This is a genomic window from Cardinium endosymbiont of Nabis limbatus (assembly GCF_965196625.1).
Classification (GTDB): domain Bacteria; phylum Bacteroidota; class Bacteroidia; order Cytophagales; family Amoebophilaceae; genus Cardinium.
In genome coordinates, this window is the sequence record NZ_OZ239769.1 from 371,730 (window position 1) to 393,403 (window position 21,674).

Below are 21,674 nucleotides of genomic sequence, written 5' to 3' on the forward strand. Positions count from 1 at the left end.
CTTCAAAATTTTAAACCCTCATTTTTTGTACAAAATCCAAGATATAGCTTAATTTAGCGGGCGAACAATCTACATGCGATCAGCATTAAATAGTATAAGCATGAATACCACACATCGATTTTGTATAAAACTAGGTAAGATCGTCACCTATTGCTTACGGATCAAGCAAATACCATATATTGCTTGCCTAATGCTAGGCTGCTTGTTATCTCCCATTATATTGGCAGCAAATCATATGGGGATCAATGATCTCAAAATAAATTTGGACTCTCCATACGATACCGTATATACCCATTTTACCCTTTTAAATCCTGGTAATAAGGCTGCTGAGCATGTAGGCATTGTATTTCTACATGGAGAAACCTTTAACCAAAAAAGTAAAGAAATGGCCATTAAGTTAAAAAGATTACTAACGCTTAAGGGTATCAATATTGAAACAATACCTAAGGATCCGAATTATATGGATCCAACGATAAATGAAAATAGATTTATTTTATCTAAAAAACTACCAAAAGTCTACCTAATCAAAGAAGGTGAACAATGGCGGTACAGTAAAGAGACATTAGATTTTATCAGGGAGTATGAAGTATCAGATAGGTTGCATACCCTGCTATATTACTTTTTACCTGAAGAGTTTTGTAAAAAACAGATATTAAATCTTGCCATTTGGCAATATATTATGTTGATGGGCTTGGTCATCATAATTTGGCTAACCTATAAAATTATGCCTTTTTTTTTAAAATTTGTGCTGTATAAGTTTGTAGGTAGTTCCCACAAAAAATCATTTGCTATAGAACGATTGCTGATGCTGGTTATCAGCATATACTTCTTAAAGAGTGGGTTAACAATGTTCCAGTTTGAATCCTTAGCCTCTTTTTTAAACCGCCTTATAGAGGGTGCTACTTCTTTTGTATGGATGTGTTTGGCCTATGAGTGTGTTAACTTGATGCAATATAGGATCAAAATTGCCAAGAAGCATAATAAGTTTATGATGCATATTTTGCCCATCTTTAGCATAACGGCTAAAATTATTGTAGGGATTGTGGGTTTGATACAAACGATTGATAACCTTGGCTTTGCAACGGGATCTTTGGTGAAGGCGCTTTCTTTTAGTACCCTTGGCCTTGGTTTGGCCTGCCAAGATACCATTAAGAATCTATTTGGCTCACTCATGATTACGATGGACCGGCCTTTTAGTGTGGGTGATGAAATTGTTTCCGGGGGCATCCGTGGCAAAGTAGAAGAAGTGGGTTTACGTTCCACTTTACTGCGTACAAAGGAAGGCTCTTTAGTATACATACCCAATGCAAAACTGGCTGATGCCTATATTGATAACTTTGGGAAAAGAATCTCTCGAATGGTTTCTCTAGAAGTTCCGCTAAGCTATGCGGTATCTTTGGAATTATTGCCAAGGTTTATACAAGGATTACGAGAAATTGCCGCATCTCAGCCATTGGTCCAACCAGAAAAAACGAACATATACCTTGATAAAATGAATGAAAATGGATTTGTAGTGGTTTTTATTTTCCATTTGGATACTACTGAAAGCAGCTTGGAACATGCATGTAAGAACAGCGTAATACCGCTGATCTTAAAACTTGCCGGCCAACTTGGCATAGGTTTGGGAAAAGTTCAATATGTTGCGCATATAGAAGCTGCGCAGCTGTAAGGGTTTAGGGATGCCTTTTACCACTGATTTGAACAGATACTGATGCCATCTACAATGTTAACTTCTGGTATTAGCGTGATATCAAACTGATTTTTTACTTTTTGTTTGATTTGGGTAGCTAGGTGTATAATATCTTTACCAGTAGCGCCTCCATAGTTTACAAGTATAAGCGCGTGCAGCAGATATACACCTGCATCTCCTTTGCGTAGGCCTTTAAAGCCTGCCGTTTCTATTAGCCATGCTGCTGAAATTTTTATCTTTTCTTTGTCTTGCCTTCTAAAGGCAGCTAACAAGGGATACTGCTGTTTAAGCCGTTCGTAATGTTCCATAGATATCAACGGATTTTGAAAAAAACTACCTGCATTACCCAAAAGAGCAGGGTCTGGAAGCTTTTGCTTTCGAATGGCAATAATGGCGTCACTTATGGATTTAAATGACAACTGCTTGATGTCCATTTTGGCCAGCATTTTTTGGATCGCTTCATATTCTATGTAAAATTTTTTTTCTTTATGCAACGCTAGTGTGATGCTTGTAACTAAATATTGCTGCCGCCATTTTGTCTTGAAAAAGCTTGTTCTATAACCAAAACCACATGCTGAAGCTTTAAAAATTATTTTTCGTCCAGTTGATAATTCAACTGCTTCAATGGCATCTAGTATATCTTTAAGCTCTATACCATATGCCCCGATATTTTGTATCGGCGCACCACCAACTGTTCCTGGAATAAACGAAAGGTTTTCTATGCCCCCATATCCCTTTTTTATGCAGAATAAAACCAGCTGATGCCAGGGTACACCTGCCGCTGCTTTAATCAGAACTTTGTGGCGCGTTTCTTTTATTACTTCAATACCAGGTAGTTGAACATGAAGTATATAACCAGAAAAGTCTCTGACAAATAGTGTATTGCTACCACCACCTAGAATATAAAAATGGCTTTGTCTGACATCTACTGCAACACAAAAATCCTCTATATCTTTTAGACTATTTAGCTGAATGTAATCGGTTGCAAATGCTGGAACCTTGAAACTATTTAATGATTGTAAAGGGTATGGGGCGTTCATTAATTTTTTTCTTAAAACCAGTCTTCTTGATTGAATATGTCGAACTCGCAGTTAAACTTAGGTAGTTGGAACTCGAACTTCCAGCTATTCTCGTTCGATTTTTTTAAAAAACCAAAATCCATAGAAAAGTTAAAAACAGGGATATTTATATTAAATAGTACCCTAGATGAAAAGTAAAGTTTTGTACCTATAATATCCGTGGTGGCATTTTCGCAATTGAGCTTTTCATTGATGCCTGTGCGATTTATTCCTCTTTCTTCAAGTTTATAATAACCCTCGATCCATATTTTCTCTAAAAAACAAATCAGTGGTATGCCCCATTCTGGATAGGCTATAGGCGCACCATAGCTTATTTGAATGGCTCCACTCCAAAAGGGTGGACAGCTTTCGGATGTTAATCTGTTGAGCGTAGGTTTTAAACTAAAATAATGATGGCTTGCCATCCCTGGAAAGCAAAATGTAGAATTAAGATAAGCTGTATTTTCTAAGCGGATAGGACTGTTTTTGTAATCCTTAAACCCTATCTCAATTTGTTGATACCAAGGTGCATGAATATCCCTTTTACTTTTGGTTGAGGAATTTTTTATAAAAAAACTATAGGCTGCGGTATGGGTTATTTTTTTACTTATTTCACATCGGCTTAAATCCTTTATTGCGGCCTTTATGTATGCTTCCCCTGAAGAACTGGCTAAAGTAAAATAATAAGGAAATTTTATGGCTGCATTTAATCCGCCTTTCCAAAATACCTTACTTGGGCTTTGATTTATGTATGCAAATGTATCACCACCATCTCTCAAAATCTGTAATAGCCGTACGCTCGAATCTTTATTCTTAATCTTGTGCCTGCTCGTTTTCACATCTACTGCTAAAATCGGATAACAGGTTGTATACTTTACCTTTAACCCTAATTCAGTTGATTTATAATCACTATCCCTTACTTTATTAAATAGGTTAGAATTTTGGTACAAATAAGGGGTGACTTTTAGGGTATCTTCTAAGTTTCCTAATGTAAAAGGCTCGATGGTTAACCCTCTATCTTCCCAATTGGGAGCTATACTTGTGCCAGTAAAGGTAAGATCATCTTTGAAATGATAGCTTGTAAGTGGATGCAGATCGACAGAAACTTTTTCTAGTATATTACTATTTTGCTCTTGTGCCACCAGTGGTTCATAATACCTTACAGACCGATCCTCTACCTCCTCTAGAGGCGTCCACAGAAGGGGGTCAAAAGGCATCACAGCTATGTCCATACCATTTTTGGTATAGTCATTGAAAATAAGTTGATTGGATACCGGATCTACCATGCCCAAATAGGCGCCATATTTTCTTGAAGTAACTTGAAAACAAGCTTTTGTAGGCAAGTGCATAGCATAAATATTATCAATGCCATTATAGGAGCTGTTATAAAGCAAGTAGTCTTTGTAAATTCTAGGGTAGCTTCTATGCTCATAGGTGTAAGGCAAGAGCACTTCTGTGGTATTGGTTGCTATATTGATTTGTAAAATGCTGTTTTGTTGGTTCTTGGTTTTTACCACTACTATATGGTCTTCACCAGACCAACTGGGTGTTAGATAATAACCCGCATCTGGGTTATCTATTTTTTTGACTACTTTACCAGACTTTGTTTCTAAGACAACCAAAAAATGGTTGCCAGCTTTGTCAGTTGTTACAGCAACTAACTGGCGGGTACTAGGGCTTATAGCTAGTGCAGTATACCTGCTGTTTGAAACAAGGGTTTTTCTTTTTTTTGTTTTAAGATCATAATATTGCAAGCGGATGGTTTGTTTATTCCCTTGCCAAGGATGCTTACATGTTTCTAGCCAAGCTGCACACCCCTCACCTAAAGCAGGAGCTGGAAGCGTGGTCTCATGTATGTATAGTATTGTCTTATCTTTTCGAAGGTTTGCTGCAGTAGGCTTAGAAGAGGCGATTTTAACCTGTACCAGCTGCTCACGAAAGCCTATTCCTTGTTTCCAAGCCATCAGGTTACCTGATGCGTCCATAAAGGGATGGGTATAGTTAAAGCTATCGTCCGCCTTTTTAATGGTAAGCTGGATGGCAGGTGTGATCTTTAACCCTGCTAACTGCTTTTGCCAACTAAGCAATAGCTCCTCGTTCATATCTTTATATACCCCTAGTATCGACTTTTTAGTAACCTTTTTTATAGCATTGTAAAATCCAAAATAAGGTATACTGCGCATGGTATGTTCAAAAATGGATTTGATGGCACTTATACCATATTTTCTTCGGATATGTGTCGTGAAATAATAGCCTAGGTGATAGTAACATGGTACCTCGTGCTTCGAAGAGCCAAAGAGTTGCCTACTAAAACTCACTGTGTCACGCTCTAGTAGGTTCACTTTATATAGTTTTTCCCACCCAGGCAGACGGCCTCGGCCACTTTTTGAAAGCGCTGTTTCTATACCGACTGAATCGCCCTCTTTAAAAAAGGGGCTAACGCCACATACCGTAACAAGACCTGCTCCAAAATAGAGCGGCTTAAGCCAACGAGGTGTACTATGGTATTCAATGCTATGTTGTGCCGCATGTCTAAACTCATGTATACACAACATATCTAACCAGTCAACATTACCAATAAAATTGGGGTCAGGATTGTATAAGGTATAAAAATATATATGCCGTGGAATAGGTTTAAAATGTGCGTTAAGGTGGGCTGACGTATTGTTGATCACTAAACGAATAGGGCTAGGATATACGCCCAGTGTTCTACATACAGGTTTATATACTGCCTCTAATGTATTGGCTACACGTTGCGTTAGGTCAGTCGCACTTGCATCAAACAATAAATTAAAATGAGGTGTTGTTATTTTTTGTTTTCCCTTGGCATGGCTAAAAAAAGAAAAGCATAAAAAGAATAAAAAATTGATGCCAACAATCAAAGATTTCAGCTTCTTTTGTTTAAAAAAGATATAAGGCAAATGATATGGGAACATATGCGTAAATAGTAATAGTATGGATTTAAGCAATAAAGGTAATAAAATTACCTGAAACTCTTTTTTGTATATTTAAATTTGACTTTTAGGCTAATGCATAAATACGATCTATGTAAAAATATAAAATATAAAAATTAATGGAGGTATATTTTCGCTATTCGATACACATATAGCCTACCCCTTACCAAATATCGATTTCAATTACAAATCTAGGTCTAGCGTGCTTTAAACCGTGCCTATCTAAAATGATAGGCTAAAGTAGACTACAGGTCTAATGCATCATATAAAATATTGATAGCCACTAACCCTATCTAATTTAGGCTCAATTAATTGATAATATTGATAAATTTATATGTTTTCTTATTAGCTTTAAGCCAATCTAAATTGGCCATTGCTTAGCAAGATGAAGAGGAGGAAGCGCTATTCCATTTTTCAGATAAAGCCAGTGGCTATACGGTTACCAATGGGTATAAGCTATCCCAAGCTATTATTGATTTTGCTGATTATTGAATAAAACTAGATATGCAACCTTATATTTTTACTGAAATAGAAAAAAAATGGCAGAATAGATGGAAGGAACAAAAAGCTATTATAGATCATAGTTCCTTTGCTACTAAAAATCTACCCAAATATTATATGCTGAATATGTTTCCGTATCCGTCAGGATCAGGGCTTCATGTAGGACACTATATAGGGTATGTTGCATCAGATATATTATCCCGTTACTATAAACATAGTGGATACCATGTTATGAATCCAATGGGGTTTGATGCTTTTGGCCTTCCTGCTGAGCAACATGCTATTCAAACTGGTAGGCATCCTGCGGTTACCACTGCAAAAAATATAGAAAGATATATCGTGCAACTGAAACAGGTGGCGTTAGATTTTGATTGGGATCAATCAGTCAATACCAGTGAACCTGGTTATTATAAATGGACACAGTGGATATTTTTACAAATGTTCAATGCTTGGTACAATACTGATAAGCAAACCGCACTCCCTATTGAGAGGCTTATTCAAGAATTTGCTTGCTACGGTAATACCAAGGTACGGGCTGCTTGTGATGACCACACCCCTATTTTTTCAGCTGAGGAGTGGAATGCATTTTCTGAGACAGAAAAACACGCAAAACTATTGCATTATCGATTGGCCTATCTAAAAGATAGCACAGTAAATTGGTGTGAAGCACTGGGTACTGTTTTAGCCAATGAGGAAGTTAAAGATGGGCTTTCTGAAAGGGGAGGACATCCAGTAACACGCAAAAAAATGAAGCAGTGGAGCTTACGTATGACTGCCTATGCAGAACGGTTGCTAACCGATTTAAAAGGATTAGATTGGCCGCTTTCTACTAAAGAAATGCAGCGCAATTGGTTAGGTAAGTCTGAAGGCGCAGAAATTACCTTTAGGGTACAAGGCCAGCGGGGAGAGACCATTTCGGTTTTTACTACACGACCCGAGACCATTTTTGGTACTTGTTTTATTGCCCTAGCACCTGAACACCCTTGGGCTAATTTTATGGCCCAAAAAACAGGTAACGTAGAACTTATTGCTTACATCGAGCAATCTAAAAATCGTTCAGATCGCAGCCGTCTTGCAGAAACTAACTTTTTAAGTGGTGTATTTTGTAGGAGCCTGTGTAATACATCCCTTTACAGGTGCCCCATTGCCTATCTGGGTGGCAGATTATGTACTGCCTAGCTATGGTAGGGGTGCGATTATGGGTGTGCCTGCGCATGATAAACGAGATTATATCTTTGCCCAATATTTTGATTTGCTAACCTTACCTGTAATAGAAAGCAGCGTGCTTATAGAAGAGGGTCCATATGAAGAACCTGAAGGTAAGATGATTAATTCTGACTTTCTAAATGGGCTTTCAGTAGCGGAAGCTGCTGAAAAAGTTGTGGAAAAACTTACCCAGAAGCGGATTGGGAGGTATAAGGTTAACTATCGATTGCAAGATCCTATATTTAGTCGGCAACGCTATTGGGGGGAGCCTTTTCCAATATACTACAAAGAAGACGGCCTGCCTTATGCCCTTTCTGAGGATCAACTGCCCCTCGTATTACCGGAGGTAAGTAGTTATAAACCAAATAAATACTGGTGAGCCACCATTGGGCAATGCATTGCATTGGTCTACACCAAAGGGCTATCCCTTAGACCTCCATACTATGCCCGGTTGGGCAGGTTCTAGTTGGTATTTTTTGCGTTATATGGATCCACATAATGCAGAAGCTTTTTTAAGTAAGGAAAAAGAAGCCTATTGGAAAGGTGTAGATTTCTATATAGGTGGCGCAGAACATGCAACGGGGCATCTCCTTTATGCGCGCTTTTGGACCAAGCTATTGTATGATTTGGGACACATTCATATCAGTGAACCCTTTCCAAAATTGCTCCATCAAGGGCTTATTCAAAAGCTTACGGCAATAGTCTATCGGTTAAAGGATAAAAATATCTTGGTTAGTGCTGGTCTGATAGAGCAATATGATGTCATGCCTATATATATCCCCACAGCCTTTGTTGAAAAAGGTGTATTAGACCTAACCGCATTAAGAAATTGGCGCCCTGAGTTTGCGGATGTCCGCTTCTTGCTAGAAGATGGTAAATATATATGTGGGGGTAAAATGGAAAAAATGTCTAAGTCTAAGTACAACGTAGTGGACCCAGATGAGGTTATTGCCCAATATGGTGCGGATGCTTTGCGTTTGTACTTGATGTTTTTAGGACCATTAGAACAATCTAAACCATGGGATTTGTCTGGTATAGAAGGCGTATTTCGCTTTCTAAATAAAGTATGGCGCTTTGTACATCATGCAAAAGCTTCATGGGGGGCTACTGCGCTATTGCCGGACCAGGAGATGGTTAAAATAATCCATCAAACCATTAAAAAAGTAACGGAATCCATTCAAAAATATTCTTTTAATACGGCTATAAGCAGTTTAATGATTGGCCTAAATAGGTTGTCAACTTTTGAAAAGGTACCGCAGTCTATTGTAGAAGATTTTATTGTGCTTTTGGAACCTTTTGCGCCTTATATGGCTGCTGAGCTATGGGAAAGGATAGGAAAAAGTGGTAGCCTTACAGAGGTGGCTTTTCCACTTTGTAATGAAACCTATTTAAAAGAAAAAAGTTTTGAATATGCTATTGCAGTAAATGGCAAGGTGCGTACTAAAATGGTTTTTGACTATAATGTATCGGCTGGCGCTATAGAAAAAGCAGTATTGGCCAATGCAGTGGTTCAAAAATGGGTTGCAGGTAAGTTACTTAAAAATATAGTGGTTGTGCCTAATAAAATGGTAAATGTGGTCTTAGGCTAGCTTGAACCCGTTGTGAACCATATCATGAGCAACCTACCCTATTGGTGGCCAATGCATTGGTTAGTGCTACGAATTCAGCTACGCTTAGCTCCTCTGCACGTTTGTTCAATAAATCGGCACAACCCATATTGGATGTATTGAAAGCACGCAAAGCATTGTGTAGCTTTTTCCGACGCTGTTGAAAACCACTTTTGACGATTTGAAAAAATAGCTGCTCATTACATGGCAACTTTTTTACGCTATTGCGATGCATGGTAATAACCGCAGAATCCACCTTAGGAGGCGGCAAAAAAAGATCAGGCGGAACTGTAAAATGGTATTCTACCCTATAGAATGCTTGTAAAAACAGACTAAGGATCCCATAAGCCTTGCTACCTGGTTGAGCAGCCATTCGTTGTGCTACCTCCTTCTGGACCATTCCTACCACTTCATGTACCACATGACGATTCTCTAGAATTTTAAAAAAAATTTGAGAAGAAATATTATAGGGGAAATTCCCAATAATAGTCAACCGTCTACCTTCAAATAGGTCTGCTAGGGGTAAAGCTAAAAAATCTGCTGCTATGATTCTACTACTTAATTGCGGATATTGTTTTTTTAAATAGGGGATGAGCTCCCTATCTACCTCTACAAGGTATAAATCAGCAATAGACTTACAGAGCAACATTTCTGTTAAACTACCCCTACCAGGTCCTACTTCAACTACTGTACCTACAAGACTCTCATCTGTTAAGAGATTTACGATTTGACTGGATACAGCAGCATCTGTTAAAAAATGCTGACCCAATGATTTTTTAATCTTTATAGGCATGTGCATCTTTAGGTCGTCTAGGAGTGGGGGTGATAGAGGCATCAACAGCTGCTTGCTAGCTGAAATATCTTCCGCACTTAGCTGGTCGCTTGTTTTGATTGCCATAGAGATGCACTATTAAAAAGGATAAAAATACACACCAAAAGAATAAGGCTAATTTAACCTTTTTCTAAAAAGGAAAGGAAATTTTTAATAGAAATCTTAAGGGTATATTGCAATGGCCTTAATCCTTAAGTTGACGCCATTGCGTGAATGCCCTCTACCATTGTTATTCAGTTGTATGGCAAAATTACCCCGAAATAGGAAAAACACGCCCCTGGAAAAGGGTGCAATGTTTTATGGCTGCTGAATAGACTTTGCTGGATTGCCTAGCAGTAGGTCACCACTTTTTACATTGCCTAACACAACCGATCCTGTGCCAATGCTGGCACCCTTTTGAATGGTAACGTTGGAAATAATTCTAGCGCCTATTCCAATAAACACACCCTCTTCTATCGTGACATGCTCCCCAATAATGCTACCTGCACCAATCTCTACCCAGTCGTGAATATGGGTTGCTGACTCAATGATGGCCCCATTGTGTACCACACAATGGTTGCCTATGCGTACTTCTGGCGCCAAATTTACTTGTGCGCCTATGTAATTGCCTTGGCCGAGTTCGATGGCCTCTGCGATAACTGCGGAGGGATGAATGGCAGAGATGGGCGCGGGTTTTTGTTCTGTAATTAAAAAATTTAAACAGTTTTTTCTTTTTTGGATATGCCGATAGGCTATAAAAGAAGCACATGCTTCACCCAGTAACGCAAGGAAATTTGGATGATCTGTAGCGCCTAGAACAGGAATGTTATGCATCAGGGTATCATGCCATTTGACGTCATCTTCTAAAATGCCATAGACCATTAAATTGTTTTTTTGGAAAATGTCTAAAGCGCCTTTTGTAAGATCGCATACGCCAAAAATAATTATACCTTTGTGCATATCATTGTAATTTATCTGTGGTTGATCATGAATCATTGCTTTGTTTATGCTTATTTTGAATATATAGTCTATTTAATTGATGATCAGTTAGTAGGCTACTTCTAGCCTCAGCCGTTCTTGGAGCAGCCCGATCGCAGCATTTTTTTTGCATAAATAGATTAATTTTTCTTGATCTGTGTAGGGTTTTTGAACAGATGGCTGTTCGCCCAAAACGCTTTGGATGGTTAGATCAGGATGATGCAATTTTAGTTTAGGCAAAAGTTCCTCTTTAAGGATTTGTAACATCTGTTCTTGAACAGAATTGATCAATGAAATGGTAATTACTGTACCTTGGATTTGTATGGGCTGATTCATAAGATGATATGCAGCGATATGGCCATTCTTTTTCAGTTGTGCGCTATAATCAGCAAGGAAAGATTCAATCATGGTTGCTGATATGGGTGCTTTTGTAGCATCTTGGTTGCCGATTCTCTGATCGGTATCAATCGCTTTTTCCTTTGGGGCCAATGCAGATTTTAAGCTTGCTAAGGTAGGAATAGTTAGTGTTTCTGGTGTTGGTCCCGTTTTTACTGGATGGTTGGGTAAACGGTCTGTGGTAGGATTGGGTTGGGTAGATGGCGTTATGGATGCGCAAACAGCAGCATCAGCTCCTTTAGGCTTAGGTATAATGGGCGCTTTTGGGGTATCTGCTTTTGGCACGGGTGCTGGCCTGTTTGCTGGAGGAGCTGCATGGCTGCTGGCTAGTTCAATCAACGCCAGTTCTACATGCAATCTTTGGTGCCAGCTGGCTTTATAGCCTATATCACATTGGTTTAAACGGGCTAACGCTTTCAATAAAAAAGGAATGGTGCATTTAGGCGCATATTCAGCATAACGTGGGCGGATGTTGTCGGTGACCTCTAAAAGCGGGATGGTAGCGCTGTCTTTACAGACCAATAGGTTGCGTAAATGTTCTCCAAGCCCTACTACAAAATGGTGTCCATTAAAGCCTGCGCGTAAGATGGCGTCATATAGGGAGAGGGCTGCAGCAATGTTGCTTTCTAAGAAGGCGTCTGTAGATGCAAAATAATAGTCATAGTCTAGAATTTGGAGATGGTCGCGTGCAATCGCATAGGTAATGGTACCGCCTGTGCCTGCAGAAGTAGTGACCAAGTCAAAGATAGAAAGTGCATCCCGCATGGCCCCTTCTGCTTTTTGTGCAATCAGCTGCAGTGCAGCCTCTTCATAAGGAATAGCACTTTGCGTGGCAATGGTTTTAAGCTGTGTGACAATATCTTCTAATTTAATTCTATTAAAGTTAAAGATTTGACAACGGGATAAAATAGTAGGCAAAACCTTGTGGCGCTCTGTAGTAGCCAATATAAATAAGGCATAGCTAGGGGGCTCTTCTAATGTTTTTAAGAAGGCATTAAAGGCCGCATTGGACAACATATGGACCTCGTCTATAATGTATATCTTGTATTTACCTACTTGAGGGGCATAGCGAACCTGTCCAACCAGCTCTCGAATATCCTCTACAGAGTTGTTAGAGGCCGCGTCTAACTCATAGACATTCATCGCACTATTCTTGCTTAAGCTTACACAATTGACGCATTGGTTGCAGGGCTCTATGGCTTCTGTGATTTGTAAGCAATTGATGGCCTTGGCCAATATGCGTGCACAAGTAGTTTTCCCCACACCACGCGGACCACAAAAAAGAAAAGCATGTGCTAGCTGACCAGATGCTATGGCATTCTTTAATGTAGTGGTAATATGAGGCTGGCTAATAACATCTTTAAATGTAGTAGGACGATATTTTCTTGCAGAAACTACAAATTGACTCATGGTAACATTTTAGCTTATCCCTGAAAAAAAGATTTAATCCGTTCAAAAAAGCTCTCTTCTTTTTTATTAGGCTTTGGTATAAAGTTAGGCGAATCTCGCAGTGAAAGCAAAATGTCTTTTTCTTCTTTTGTGAGCTCTTGTGGGGTCCAGATTTGAACAAAAACCAACTGATCCCCTTTTTTGCTATAACTGTTTACATCTGGAACTCCTTTCCCTTTTAATTTGAGGACTTCGCCACATGTTGTTCCAGGTGGAATCTTAAGCCGCACTTTGCCATATATCGTAGGTACCTCCATTTCACAACCTAGTGTGGCATCTATAAAGCTAACATGTAAGGTGTAGCAAATATTATTGCCTTCACGTTTTAAAAGATCATCTTCTTCCTCTTCTATTTGGACAATCAAGCTACCTGGCATACCACCACGGAGTGGTACGTTGCCCTTGCCGCGTAAGGTTAGCTCCATATTCTTTCTTACCCCTTTAGGTACTTGAAAGGTAATCAGATCCTCTATAAATTTTCTTCCCTCTCCACGGCAATCACTACAAGGTGTTTTAACGCGACTACCTGCGCCACCACAACTGTTACAAACAGACTCTGTAAGCATATTACCTAGCATGGTTTGGGTCGTTTTACGGACCACACCATGCCCTTTACATGCTCCACATTTTTCTATAGCAAGTCCATTTTCTGCGCCATTTCCGCCACATGTTTCACAACTGGTATGGCGCTTTACTTTTACTTTTTTTTCCGTACCTAGTGCAATCTCTTTAAGATTTAGTTTGATGCGTATTCGTAAATCTTCACCATAATTAGATGCCCGACGTGTTCTCTTTCCGCCACCAAAAAAACTGCTAAAGGGAGAATCTTGAAATAGATCATTCAAATCGCCTTCAAAAAATTCATCTCCATAGGACCTACCCCCCCCCTGGAACCCATTTGTACCAAACTGATCATATTGATACTTTTTTTCTGCGTTACTCAGTACATCATAGGCTTCTGTAGCCGCTTTAAACTTCTCTTCTGCTACCTTGTTTCCTGGATTTTTGTCAGGATGGTATTGCATCGCTATCTTTCGGTAGGCCTTTTTAATCTCGTCTGCAGTGGCACTACGTTCTATACCTAAAACACTGTAATAGTCTTTTTCCATTTATACTCCAATTATAACTTTAGCAAACCGCAACACATATTCATGGATCAGGTATCCCTTTTCTACTACTGCTACAATTTTCCCTTGCATCTCTACATCATCTACCGATTGCTGCATAATCGCTTCATGCAAATCGGCATTAAATACACTGCCCTGCGTTATCTCTATTTCTTTTACATCATACCTTTTTAAGATCCCACATAACTTATCATAAATTAGCTTTATGCCTTCCATATGTTGCACCGCCTCTTGTGCACCTTGTAGCGACTGAATACATCGCTCAAAATCATCTACAATGGGTAACAGTTCTTTTAAGGTTTGTTCATTGGCTTTATCGGTAAAAGCGATGCGCTCTTTCGTTGCACGTTTTTTAAAATTATCAAATTCAGCATAAAGGCGAAGATATTTGTTATTTGCCTCCATGAGTAGCGTTTGGAGTTGTTCCAATGAGCCCATATCAGAAGTAGAGATTGGCCTATGCTCGTCATCTAGCAGCGCACCGGACTGACAGCAACCGCCATGCGCAACGGGTTCTGGTTGGCTGCAACAACCAGTTTGAGCTTCTATGTCTTGCTGGCCACAGCAGCATGGTTGAGGTGTTTCCTCACCGCTACAGCAGCATGGCTGGTAGGTTGTGTTTGCCTCATTACAGCAACCTGTTTGGTTTTTGTCTACTGGCTTATTGCAGCAACCTGTTCTGTTTGTATCTGTATCTTGTAACTTCATGCTTTATGGTATAATAATAATGGCCTCATGAATAGGTTGTCATAAGAGGCCTCGTTATGGAAATATAAAAGTAATGGCGCATACTAACGCTATTGCTTATGCAATTTTTTTGCCAAATGCTTTGAATAATGCCAAATTGTCATGTTAGACTACCCCTTTTTCTGGATATTTACCCGGTATGGTTCGGTAAAAATCTTGAATACTGGCTATATCTTGTTCCATATTGCCTGTCAGGTAAAAAATTGGCCCCAATCCCATTTCCTTTTTGGCATAGTTGATATAGCCTAAGACAATCGGCACATTTGCTGCTTCAGCTACTCTATAAAATCCTGTTTTCCAACGTTTTACATAGCTTCTTGTTCCTTCTGGCGCAATTACGAGTAAAAGCAGCTCTGTTTGGTTGAGCATTTCCGCCATGACCGCTACCATATTGTTTTTTCTGGTTATTTGCCTTCTATCTATTGGAATGGCACCCAACATTTTCATTAAACAGGAAAGAGGAAAAAACATTACTTCTTTTTTGATGGCAAATTTGATGGGCACATCTGGATGGCTAAGCTTACACAACATGCCATAGACAAAATCCCAATTACTGGTATGTGGTGCAAATACTATTACTGCTTTTTTACAAGCAGTTGGATGAGTGGTGTTGTTAATTTTCCAACCTAAAAGCTTGATTAGGGCAATGGCAAGCTTTTGGGTCCAACGCTGTTTTTGATTGGTTGTGTTATATTGGGCATCCATAACTTTATAGGCGTATATTTTAGATGAACGATTATAGTAATTGGGCTCAATTTAATATAAAAAAGTTAACCTGAGTGCGTTGTGCCTCCAATCGCGGGGGCTTTTTGATTGTTTTTGTAGCGATCTGTTGTTTTTGAAATAAAAAAATGGTAAAATTGTACTGTTTTATAGTCCTCCTTAGCTCAGTTGGTTAGAGCATTTGACTGTTAATCAAAGGGTCGCTGGTTCGAGTCCAGCAGGGGGAGCTTTTTCTTATGCAGTTGATTTTTGCATAGTAGCCTGGTTACCAGCGCTTATCATGGAACAAAAATGGAAATATTTTTTGCAACAATTTGAAGCGTATCTTCGTTTAGAACGGCTGCTTGCTGCGCATTCTATTGTAGCTTATCTTTCTGATGTAACAAAGTTTTTCCGATTTCTTCTGGGTAAAGCGGTTGGGCCAGATAGTGTTGAATCGATTCATATTCAGGAGTTTTTGGCGGCGCTACATGATGTAGGCATTAAGGCTACGAGTCAATTAAGAGTGCTTGCTGGATTGCGTGTTTTTTACAAATTTTTATGGTTGAGTGGGCATATTACTAAGGATCCCACTAAGCTTATAGAAAGTCCTCAATTAGGGCAGCATCTGCCGTCTGTATTATCTGTATTAGAAATTGAAGCCATCATTCATGCGATAGACCATTCTACACCGATTGGCATCCGAAATCGAGCCATTGTGGAAACGCTTTATGGTACAGGTGTACGTGTTTCTGAACTCATCTCTTTAAGGGTCAGCCATCTTTATTTTGAAGAGCGCTTTATACGTGTCATTGGAAAAGGGAATAAAGAGCGTTTGATACCTATTGGTGCGATGGCCTTGAAGTATATTAAACTTTATCTCGAGGAGGTTCGTATCGGTATGAATATAAGACCAGGCCATTTGGATACCCTTTTTCTAAACCGGCGTGGAAGCGGTTTAAGCAGGGTGATGATTTTTTTAATGGTACAGGCACTTGCTAGAAAGGCCAAAGTTGATGTGGAAGTGGGCCCCCATATTTTTAGGCACTCTTTTGCTACGCATTTAATAGAGGGAGGTGCAGACTTACGTGCCATACAGGAAATGTTGGGGCATAGTTCTATTACTACTACTGAAATATATACCCATTTAGATAAAAACTATCTTAAACAAATTATGCAAGACTACCATCCGAGAAGTCAGCTCAATGATCTTCATCAATGAGCTGAGTAGCGTGATATAAATGCTTTTTTAGAAAAAAATAATTATATTTGTTCTCTTAATTGGGTCCTTAGCTCAGCTGGTTAGAGCATCTGTTTTACACACAGAAGGCCGCAGGTTCGAATCCTGCAGGGCCTACCAGAAAGTTATGCTACTAAAAATTTAAATATTATGCCTGTTAGATTACAACGTAAAGCAAGAAGGAATAAGATCAAAGCAGCACAGCGCAAAGCTTCGATTAAGCGTCTGATGTTTATGCCTGCTATTAAATGTATAGATGTAGAAGCGATGCGTAAAAGTTTTACGGATCCTAAAGCCACTGCTTAGATTGAATTGGGCGCATTGCATGCAGATAAATGGTGCACCATGCCGATCGATTTAGGTATAGTCTTTTTTGCCTATGCCTGTGTATAGTTCTTTTACGCATCCTTCCACTGCTTTTTACCTTCTTTGGAAGATTGAAGAAGCTTTAGAAGCTTTATACCTTCAACTACCCCCACAGTTTTTAGCTGACTTTGATCGTGACCCTCTATTCTCTAAGGATAGGATGCGGCAATATTTGGCCGTACGGGTAGCCCTTTCCTGCTTGCTACAAAAATTAGCTTTGCCCATTTTACCCCTTTCTAAAAATCCACAAGGCAGGCCTGTTTTAGGCGATGGTATATTCCATATTAGCTTTGCACACACCCGTTATCTAGCGGCTGTAGCCTTATCTACTGCTTTTCCTATAGGCATCGATGTAGAGTTGGTTAAGCCGAGTTTACATCGCGTACAAGAAAGGTTCTTAAAAGAAAAAGAAAAGGAAGCCGCCCATAATTGTCTTGAAAAGCTAGCGATCTATTGGTCTGCTAAAGAAGCGCTCTATAAACGCTTAGATCAAGCAGCCATCTCTTCTTTTAAGGATATTTTTATAGAGCCGTTTCCGTTGCATAACCAAGGCGAGCTTGTAGCCCATTGCAATGGCAAAAAGTATGAGATGGGCTATGAACAAATGGGAGATCGATTGCTAGCGCTGCATGTTTTGGTATACTGTAAAGATTAATAGCCCTGGTAAGGGTATCCTATTCAACTGTATGGCAAAATTATCCTAAAAATAGAAAAAACGCGCCATTGGAAAAAGTTGCGATTGGCAATCGCAGCCTACAGATAAGGAATGAGTGGGGAAGGGGCCCCTATAGCTTTTATCAAAAAAAACAAAAAACAAAAAAATGATACTGCAAAAGAGTTCCTAGCAACAAACCCCCTTTCACACGCCATATGAAGCCCCAAGATTGATTATAGTAGCCCCCCTAAGCAGGTACTACGTTAAAATGTAATGTATAGGTAACCGTTTCATGCAAAGTCAAAACAGCTTGATAAGCCCCTACTTGCTTAATAGGCTGCTCAATAGCTATTTTAGTATAATCTATGCCAATGCCTTGCGTTTTAAGCGATTTGGCAATTTGCAAAGGCGTTATAGAACCGAATATTTTACCCCCTTCACCTACTTTTGCAGCCACTACCACCTTAGCCGCTGTTAAAAGTGGTAAAAGCGCTTCAGCATCAGCCTTTAACTTTGATATTTTATGTGCAGCTTGTTTTGCATTTTCAAGCGCAATCTTTCTATGTACAGCATTGGCCACAACAGCAAGCCCTTGAGGAATAAGATAATTCCTAGCATAACCTGCCTTAACCGAAACGATATCGCCTTTGTTGCCTAATGTTTTATATGCACCCTTTAATATTACTTCCATCTTTACTTTAAATTATCTGCTACATAAGGAAGCAAAGCCAGCTGTCTAGCACGCTTTACCGCACAGGCTACTTTTTTTTGATATTTTAAACTGTTTCCACTAATGCGCCTAGGTAGTATTTTACCTTGTTCATTGAGAAACTTCATCAAAAACTCAACGCACTTATAATCGACATACTTAATGCCATACCGCTTAAAGCGACAAAACTTCTTAGTGATTGTTTTTTTTTGTATCGATTCGTTTACTAAAGTCATAGCGCTACTGCTTTCTTAGGTTCTTGTTTTTCAGCATCTGACCTTCTTGCGACATTATGCGCCAATGCATGCTTATCTAAAGCAAATGTTAAAAAGCGTAGTACCTCCTCATCTCGTGCATAGGCAACCTCCAACTCCTTAATCAAGTTCGGATCACCTATAAATTCTATTAGGTGATATACGCCACTTTTTTTATGCTTTATTGGATAAGCTAATGGCTTTAAACCTATCTCCTCTTCGTGCGCTATAGTTGCATTACGCTCCACTAAAAAAGATCTATACTTATCGATAGATGCCTTTATTTGCTCACTAGAAAGGACTGGTGATAGTATAAATACCGCTTCGTAATGTCTCATGCTATATTAAATAATTCTCAAATCACGTTATAATCCCAAATTTTGAATACGTGACAACAAGAGCAAATTTATAAAAAGAAATTGATAAAGTCAAGTTGTTTTTATAAAAATTTGTATGGCATATGATACCATACTGTATCTATCTTAAAATTTTTATAAACTTATGGCTATAATTATGCCCTCTTTCAAATTTTGCAAGCATGAACATACGCATAGAATCATCCTGGAAAGATGCACTTACTGAGGAGTTTGAAAAGCCTTATTTTAAAAAGCTAGCCGATTATGTAAGGGCCGCTTACCGAAGTGGTGTGGTCTATCCAGCAGCTAAAAACATCTTTAGGGCCTTTGCGCTTTCTACTTTTACCGATACAAAAATAGTGATTTTAGGGCAAGACCCCTATCATGGTCCAGGGCAAGCAGATGGATTGGCTTTTTCTGTTCCGCTAGGTGTTGCTTTTCCGCCTTCGTTGCGGAATATTTTTACGGAATTGCAGGCAGATCTGGGTATTGCAAAGCCCCCATCGGGTTCATTAGAAGGTTGGGCCAAACAGGGCGTATTGTTGTTAAATGCTACGTTAACGGTAGAAGCACATAAAGCAGGTGCGCACCAAAACCAAGGCTGGGAGCTTTTTACCGATGCCGTGATACAAGCCCTTTCTAGGGGCAAGCAAAACGTGGTGTTTATGCTATGGGGAAGTTATGCGGGGCAAAAGGAAGGGTTGATTGATGGCCAGCAACATCTTATACTGAAATCGGCCCATCCTTCCCCCTTATCTGCCCATAGAGGATTTTTGGGAAATAGACATTTTAGCAAAGCAAATGGCTATCTATTGGCCACAGGTCAAAGGCCTATTGTGTGGTACACTTAGTTGGCATCGGATGTTACATTTTATCGGGTAGTTCAATCGTTAAGAGTGCCATGCTGGTTTTGAGTACCCTACCTACAGAAGCGGAAAGTAATAACCTCACCCCTCTAATGGTAAGATCAGCTTCCCGCAATATGGGATGGCTTGCATAGAATTTATTATAGGTTTTAGCCAATTCTAAAGCGTAATTGGCCATTACAGATGGCATATAGGTGGCAGCAGCTTCTTCTATCGCTTCTGGTAATCTATAGAGTTGGAAGATCAGCGTCTGCTCTAGTTGGCTCAGTGGTGCACTTGGAAGGGCATCCGATGCAATCGCTTGGCTTTCTTTGGCCTTGCGTGTTAAGGAACAAATTCTTGCATAGGTATATTGAATAAATGTTCCTGTATCACCTTGAAAATCAACAGATTCATTAGGATTGAACAACATCCTTTTTTGTGGTGCAACCCGTAACAAAAAGAATTTTAAGGCCCCCATGGCTAGGGTATGGCGCAATTTTTGTAGGGCTGCTTGGGTTAAGCCTTCAATTTTATGCGTGTTGCCCATATAGTGGCCAACCGTATCGATCATCTCTTCTATCAGGTTATCGGCATCTACTACGTTGCCCTCTCTAGATTTCATTTTGCCATCGGGGAGGTCGACCATGCCATAGGGGAAATGGTGCATAGCAGTCGCGTATGGTCTACCCAATTGGTGCATGATGGCAAATAGCACTTTAAAGTGATAAGCTTGCTCATTGCCTACCACATAGATCATTTGATCAAAATGGTAATCTGCATAACGCCAATCCGCTACGCCTAAGTCTTGTGTAATATAGACCGCGGTGCCATCGCTGCGCAGCAGTACCTTTTCGCCTAACCCTTCTTTGGATAGATCAATGGCAATGGCGCCATCTGCTCTTTTGTAAAATATTTTTTTTTGCAGCCCCTCTTCTACAACCGTTTTACCCAGCAGATAGGCCTCAGACTCATAGTAGGTTTTATCAAAAGTGATGCCCAATTGGGCATAGGTCACGTTGAATCCATCGTAGACCCAACCATTCATTTTTTTCCATAAAGCGATTACAGCAGGCTCTCCTTTTTCCCATGCTACCAACATCTTTTGTGCTTGTTGTAAGATAGGCGGTGTGGCTGTAGCCTCTCCATTCTTTTCCATAAGCGCCTGCTCTGCTTTGTATGCTTGGTCAAATTGGACATAATACTTTCCTACGAGATGGTCTCCTTTGATACCGCTGCTTGCTGGGGTTTCATCTGCACCAAACTGTTGGTAGGCAACCATAGATTTACAGATATGAATGCCCCGGTCATTGATGAGGTTTACTGTATGTACGGTGTGGCCAGCGGCATCTAAGATAGCGGCCAAGGAGCTGCCTAAAAAGTTATTGCGCAAGTGGCCCAGGTGTTGGGGTTTATTGGTATTGGGGCATGAGTATTCTACCACTATATGGCGTTTTTGTTTGGGCAAATGGCCATAGGTTGGGTCTTCTGCAATAGATCTTAAAATGGCCATCCAGATGGCATCATGGATAGTCAGGTTTAAAAAGCCATTGATCACATTATAACTGGCGATGATATCGGTATGGGTTTGGAGCCACTTGCCTATTGTTTCTGCTAATGCTACTGGTTGTGCGTTACATTTTTTACAGAAAGGAAATACAGGCAGTGAAAAGGTACCGTGAAATTCTTTTCTGGTCACCTGCAAGCTGCATGCGGCTTCGGATAGGATCTGGTTATAACTTTCTAGAAATGCTTGTTGTATAGCCTGTTTTAGTTTGGCTTCGAGTGGTATGGCGTTTGTAGGCATAGGTTAAGGTTTTGTTTTGATGTTGCTTAAAATTAAGCATTTATAAGGATAGTTTGGTTGGCCAGCTGATGTGAAGGTGGAGGGAAGTCAACTTAAAAAAAGTATTTTAGCGCAGACGTGCAAAAAAAGGGAGGGATGGATGGTTCGTATGCTCTTCCGCTTATGGCCGTCGATAAAAAATTTGGTACGCAGTAAAAATAATGTAACAATCTGTTT

17 protein-coding genes, 2 tRNA genes and 1 pseudogene are annotated in these 21,674 nt (G+C 39.7%); 8 read left to right on the forward strand and 12 right to left on the reverse strand.

Annotated elements, in window-relative coordinates:
• Positions 1-100 precede the first annotated feature (100 nt).
• Positions 101-1,669, forward strand: a complete 1,569-nt coding sequence (locus ACOALF_RS01715) for a mechanosensitive ion channel family protein (protein WP_419241721.1) — start codon at positions 101-103, stop codon at positions 1,667-1,669.
• A gap of 17 nt (positions 1,670-1,686) precedes the next feature.
• Here the strand turns inward: ACOALF_RS01715 and murB are convergent, their stop codons facing one another.
• Both murB and ACOALF_RS01725 read right to left on the reverse strand, forming a co-directional pair.
• Positions 1,687-2,730: a UDP-N-acetylmuramate dehydrogenase gene (gene murB / locus ACOALF_RS01720; protein WP_419241722.1), complete on the reverse strand. Its 1,044-nt coding sequence runs from the start codon at positions 2,728-2,730 to the stop codon at positions 1,687-1,689.
• Positions 2,731-2,741: 11 nt separating this feature from the next.
• Positions 2,742-5,684, reverse strand: a complete 2,943-nt coding sequence (locus ACOALF_RS01725) for a hypothetical protein (RefSeq protein WP_419241723.1) — start codon at positions 5,682-5,684, stop codon at positions 2,742-2,744.
• Positions 5,685-6,206: 522 nt separating this feature from the next.
• Between ACOALF_RS01725 and leuS the strand changes: the two are divergent.
• Positions 6,207-8,998: pseudogene (leuS, locus tag ACOALF_RS01730) on the forward strand (leucine--tRNA ligase).
• Between the two features lie 22 nt (positions 8,999-9,020).
• Here leuS and rsmA read toward each other — a convergent pair.
• The 6 genes from rsmA to ACOALF_RS01760 all read right to left on the reverse strand — a co-directional run bounded on the left by rsmA (position 9,021) and on the right by ACOALF_RS01760 (position 15,229).
• Positions 9,021-9,914 carry a 16S rRNA (adenine(1518)-N(6)/adenine(1519)-N(6))-dimethyltransferase RsmA gene (rsmA, locus tag ACOALF_RS01735; protein WP_419241724.1) on the reverse strand — a complete coding sequence of 298 codons (894 nt, stop codon included), beginning with the start codon at positions 9,912-9,914 and terminating at the stop codon, positions 9,021-9,023.
• Positions 9,915-10,145: 231 nt separating this feature from the next.
• On the reverse strand, positions 10,146-10,823 hold the full coding sequence (locus ACOALF_RS01740) for an acetyltransferase (RefSeq protein ID WP_419241725.1): 678 nt from the start codon (positions 10,821-10,823) through the stop codon (positions 10,146-10,148).
• 51 nt (positions 10,824-10,874) lie between these two features.
• On the reverse strand, positions 10,875-12,611 hold the full coding sequence (gene dnaX, locus ACOALF_RS01745; protein WP_419241726.1) for a DNA polymerase III subunit gamma/tau: 1,737 nt from the start codon (positions 12,609-12,611) through the stop codon (positions 10,875-10,877).
• Positions 12,612-12,625: 14 nt separating this feature from the next.
• Complete coding sequence (dnaJ, locus tag ACOALF_RS01750; protein ID WP_419241727.1) at positions 12,626-13,759, reverse strand: molecular chaperone DnaJ; 1,134 nt, start codon at positions 13,757-13,759, stop codon at positions 12,626-12,628.
• Complete coding sequence (locus ACOALF_RS01755) at positions 13,760-14,485, reverse strand: nucleotide exchange factor GrpE (RefSeq protein ID WP_419241728.1); 726 nt, start codon at positions 14,483-14,485, stop codon at positions 13,760-13,762. It abuts the gene before it with no gap.
• A 144-nt stretch (positions 14,486-14,629) separates the two neighbouring features.
• Positions 14,630-15,229 (reverse strand): 1-acyl-sn-glycerol-3-phosphate acyltransferase, encoded by a 600-nt coding sequence (locus tag ACOALF_RS01760; RefSeq protein ID WP_419241729.1) that lies wholly within the window; start codon positions 15,227-15,229, stop codon positions 14,630-14,632.
• 171 nt (positions 15,230-15,400) lie between these two features.
• Between ACOALF_RS01760 and ACOALF_RS01765 the strand changes: the two genes are divergently transcribed.
• From ACOALF_RS01765 to ACOALF_RS01785, 5 genes are all read left to right on the forward strand, one after another.
• Positions 15,401-15,474, forward strand: a tRNA-Asn gene (locus ACOALF_RS01765).
• 53 nt (positions 15,475-15,527) lie between these two features.
• Positions 15,528-16,448 carry a site-specific tyrosine recombinase gene (locus ACOALF_RS01770; protein WP_419241730.1) on the forward strand — a complete coding sequence of 307 codons (921 nt, stop codon included), beginning with the start codon at positions 15,528-15,530 and terminating at the stop codon, positions 16,446-16,448.
• A 61-nt stretch (positions 16,449-16,509) separates the two neighbouring features.
• Positions 16,510-16,586: transfer RNA gene (locus ACOALF_RS01775), tRNA-Val, on the forward strand.
• 30 nt (positions 16,587-16,616) lie between these two features.
• The gene (locus ACOALF_RS01780; protein ID WP_419241731.1) at positions 16,617-16,772 is read left to right on the forward strand and encodes a hypothetical protein; all 156 of its coding nucleotides are present in this window, start codon (positions 16,617-16,619) and stop codon (positions 16,770-16,772) included.
• 73 nt (positions 16,773-16,845) lie between these two features.
• Positions 16,846-17,487, forward strand: coding sequence for a 4'-phosphopantetheinyl transferase superfamily protein (locus ACOALF_RS01785; RefSeq protein ID WP_419241732.1), 642 nt, complete (start codon positions 16,846-16,848; stop codon positions 17,485-17,487).
• Between the two features lie 247 nt (positions 17,488-17,734).
• Here ACOALF_RS01785 and rplI read toward each other — a convergent pair whose 3' ends face one another.
• Genes rplI through rpsF form a run of 3 tightly spaced genes read right to left on the reverse strand, consistent with a single transcriptional unit; the run spans position 17,735 to position 18,788 of the window.
• The gene (gene rplI, locus ACOALF_RS01790) at positions 17,735-18,178 is read right to left on the reverse strand and encodes a 50S ribosomal protein L9 (RefSeq protein WP_419241733.1); all 444 of its coding nucleotides are present in this window, start codon (positions 18,176-18,178) and stop codon (positions 17,735-17,737) included.
• Positions 18,179-18,180: 2 nt separating this feature from the next.
• Positions 18,181-18,432 carry a 30S ribosomal protein S18 gene (rpsR, locus tag ACOALF_RS01795; protein WP_144086916.1) on the reverse strand — a complete coding sequence of 84 codons (252 nt, stop codon included), beginning with the start codon at positions 18,430-18,432 and terminating at the stop codon, positions 18,181-18,183.
• The gene (rpsF, locus tag ACOALF_RS01800) at positions 18,429-18,788 is read right to left on the reverse strand and encodes a 30S ribosomal protein S6 (RefSeq protein ID WP_419241734.1); all 360 of its coding nucleotides are present in this window, start codon (positions 18,786-18,788) and stop codon (positions 18,429-18,431) included. The genes rpsR and rpsF overlap by 4 nt, the downstream gene beginning before the upstream one ends.
• 200 nt (positions 18,789-18,988) lie before the next feature.
• Here rpsF and ung point away from each other — a divergent pair, with 200 nt between their 5' ends.
• Positions 18,989-19,657, forward strand: coding sequence for a uracil-DNA glycosylase (gene ung, locus ACOALF_RS01805; RefSeq protein ID WP_419241735.1), 669 nt, complete (start codon positions 18,989-18,991; stop codon positions 19,655-19,657).
• 13 nt (positions 19,658-19,670) lie between these two features.
• On the opposite strand, the gene argS is transcribed toward ung, so the two are convergent.
• Positions 19,671-21,458 carry an arginine--tRNA ligase gene (gene argS / locus ACOALF_RS01810; RefSeq protein ID WP_419241736.1) on the reverse strand — a complete coding sequence of 596 codons (1,788 nt, stop codon included), beginning with the start codon at positions 21,456-21,458 and terminating at the stop codon, positions 19,671-19,673.
• Between the last annotated feature and the right edge of the window lie 216 nt (positions 21,459-21,674).

Bases quoted from the DNA above. Each gene is read 5' to 3' on its own strand.
- ACOALF_RS01715 (WP_419241721.1), top strand. From the start codon at position 101: ATGAATACCACACATCGATTTTGTATAAAACTAGGTAAGATCGTCACC.
- murB (WP_419241722.1), bottom strand. From the start codon at position 2,730: ATGAACGCCCCATACCCTTTACAATCATTAAATAGTTTCAAGGTTCCA.
- ACOALF_RS01725 (WP_419241723.1), bottom strand. From the start codon at position 5,684: ATGTTCCCATATCATTTGCCTTATATCTTTTTTAAACAAAAGAAGCTG.
- rsmA (WP_419241724.1), bottom strand. From the start codon at position 9,914: ATGGCAATCAAAACAAGCGACCAGCTAAGTGCGGAAGATATTTCAGCT.
- ACOALF_RS01740 (WP_419241725.1), bottom strand. From the start codon at position 10,823: ATGATTCATGATCAACCACAGATAAATTACAATGATATGCACAAAGGT.
- dnaX (WP_419241726.1), bottom strand. From the start codon at position 12,611: ATGAGTCAATTTGTAGTTTCTGCAAGAAAATATCGTCCTACTACATTT.
- dnaJ (WP_419241727.1), bottom strand. From the start codon at position 13,759: ATGGAAAAAGACTATTACAGTGTTTTAGGTATAGAACGTAGTGCCACT.
- ACOALF_RS01755 (WP_419241728.1), bottom strand. From the start codon at position 14,485: ATGAAGTTACAAGATACAGATACAAACAGAACAGGTTGCTGCAATAAG.
- ACOALF_RS01760 (WP_419241729.1), bottom strand. From the start codon at position 15,229: ATGGATGCCCAATATAACACAACCAATCAAAAACAGCGTTGGACCCAA.
- ACOALF_RS01770 (WP_419241730.1), top strand. From the start codon at position 15,528: ATGGAACAAAAATGGAAATATTTTTTGCAACAATTTGAAGCGTATCTT.
- ACOALF_RS01780 (WP_419241731.1), top strand. From the start codon at position 16,617: ATGCCTGTTAGATTACAACGTAAAGCAAGAAGGAATAAGATCAAAGCA.
- ACOALF_RS01785 (WP_419241732.1), top strand. From the start codon at position 16,846: ATGCCTGTGTATAGTTCTTTTACGCATCCTTCCACTGCTTTTTACCTT.
- rplI (WP_419241733.1), bottom strand. From the start codon at position 18,178: ATGGAAGTAATATTAAAGGGTGCATATAAAACATTAGGCAACAAAGGC.
- rpsR (WP_144086916.1), bottom strand. From the start codon at position 18,432: ATGACTTTAGTAAACGAATCGATACAAAAAAAAACAATCACTAAGAAG.
- rpsF (WP_419241734.1), bottom strand. From the start codon at position 18,788: ATGAGACATTACGAAGCGGTATTTATACTATCACCAGTCCTTTCTAGT.
- ung (WP_419241735.1), top strand. From the start codon at position 18,989: ATGAACATACGCATAGAATCATCCTGGAAAGATGCACTTACTGAGGAG.
- argS (WP_419241736.1), bottom strand. From the start codon at position 21,458: ATGCCTACAAACGCCATACCACTCGAAGCCAAACTAAAACAGGCTATA.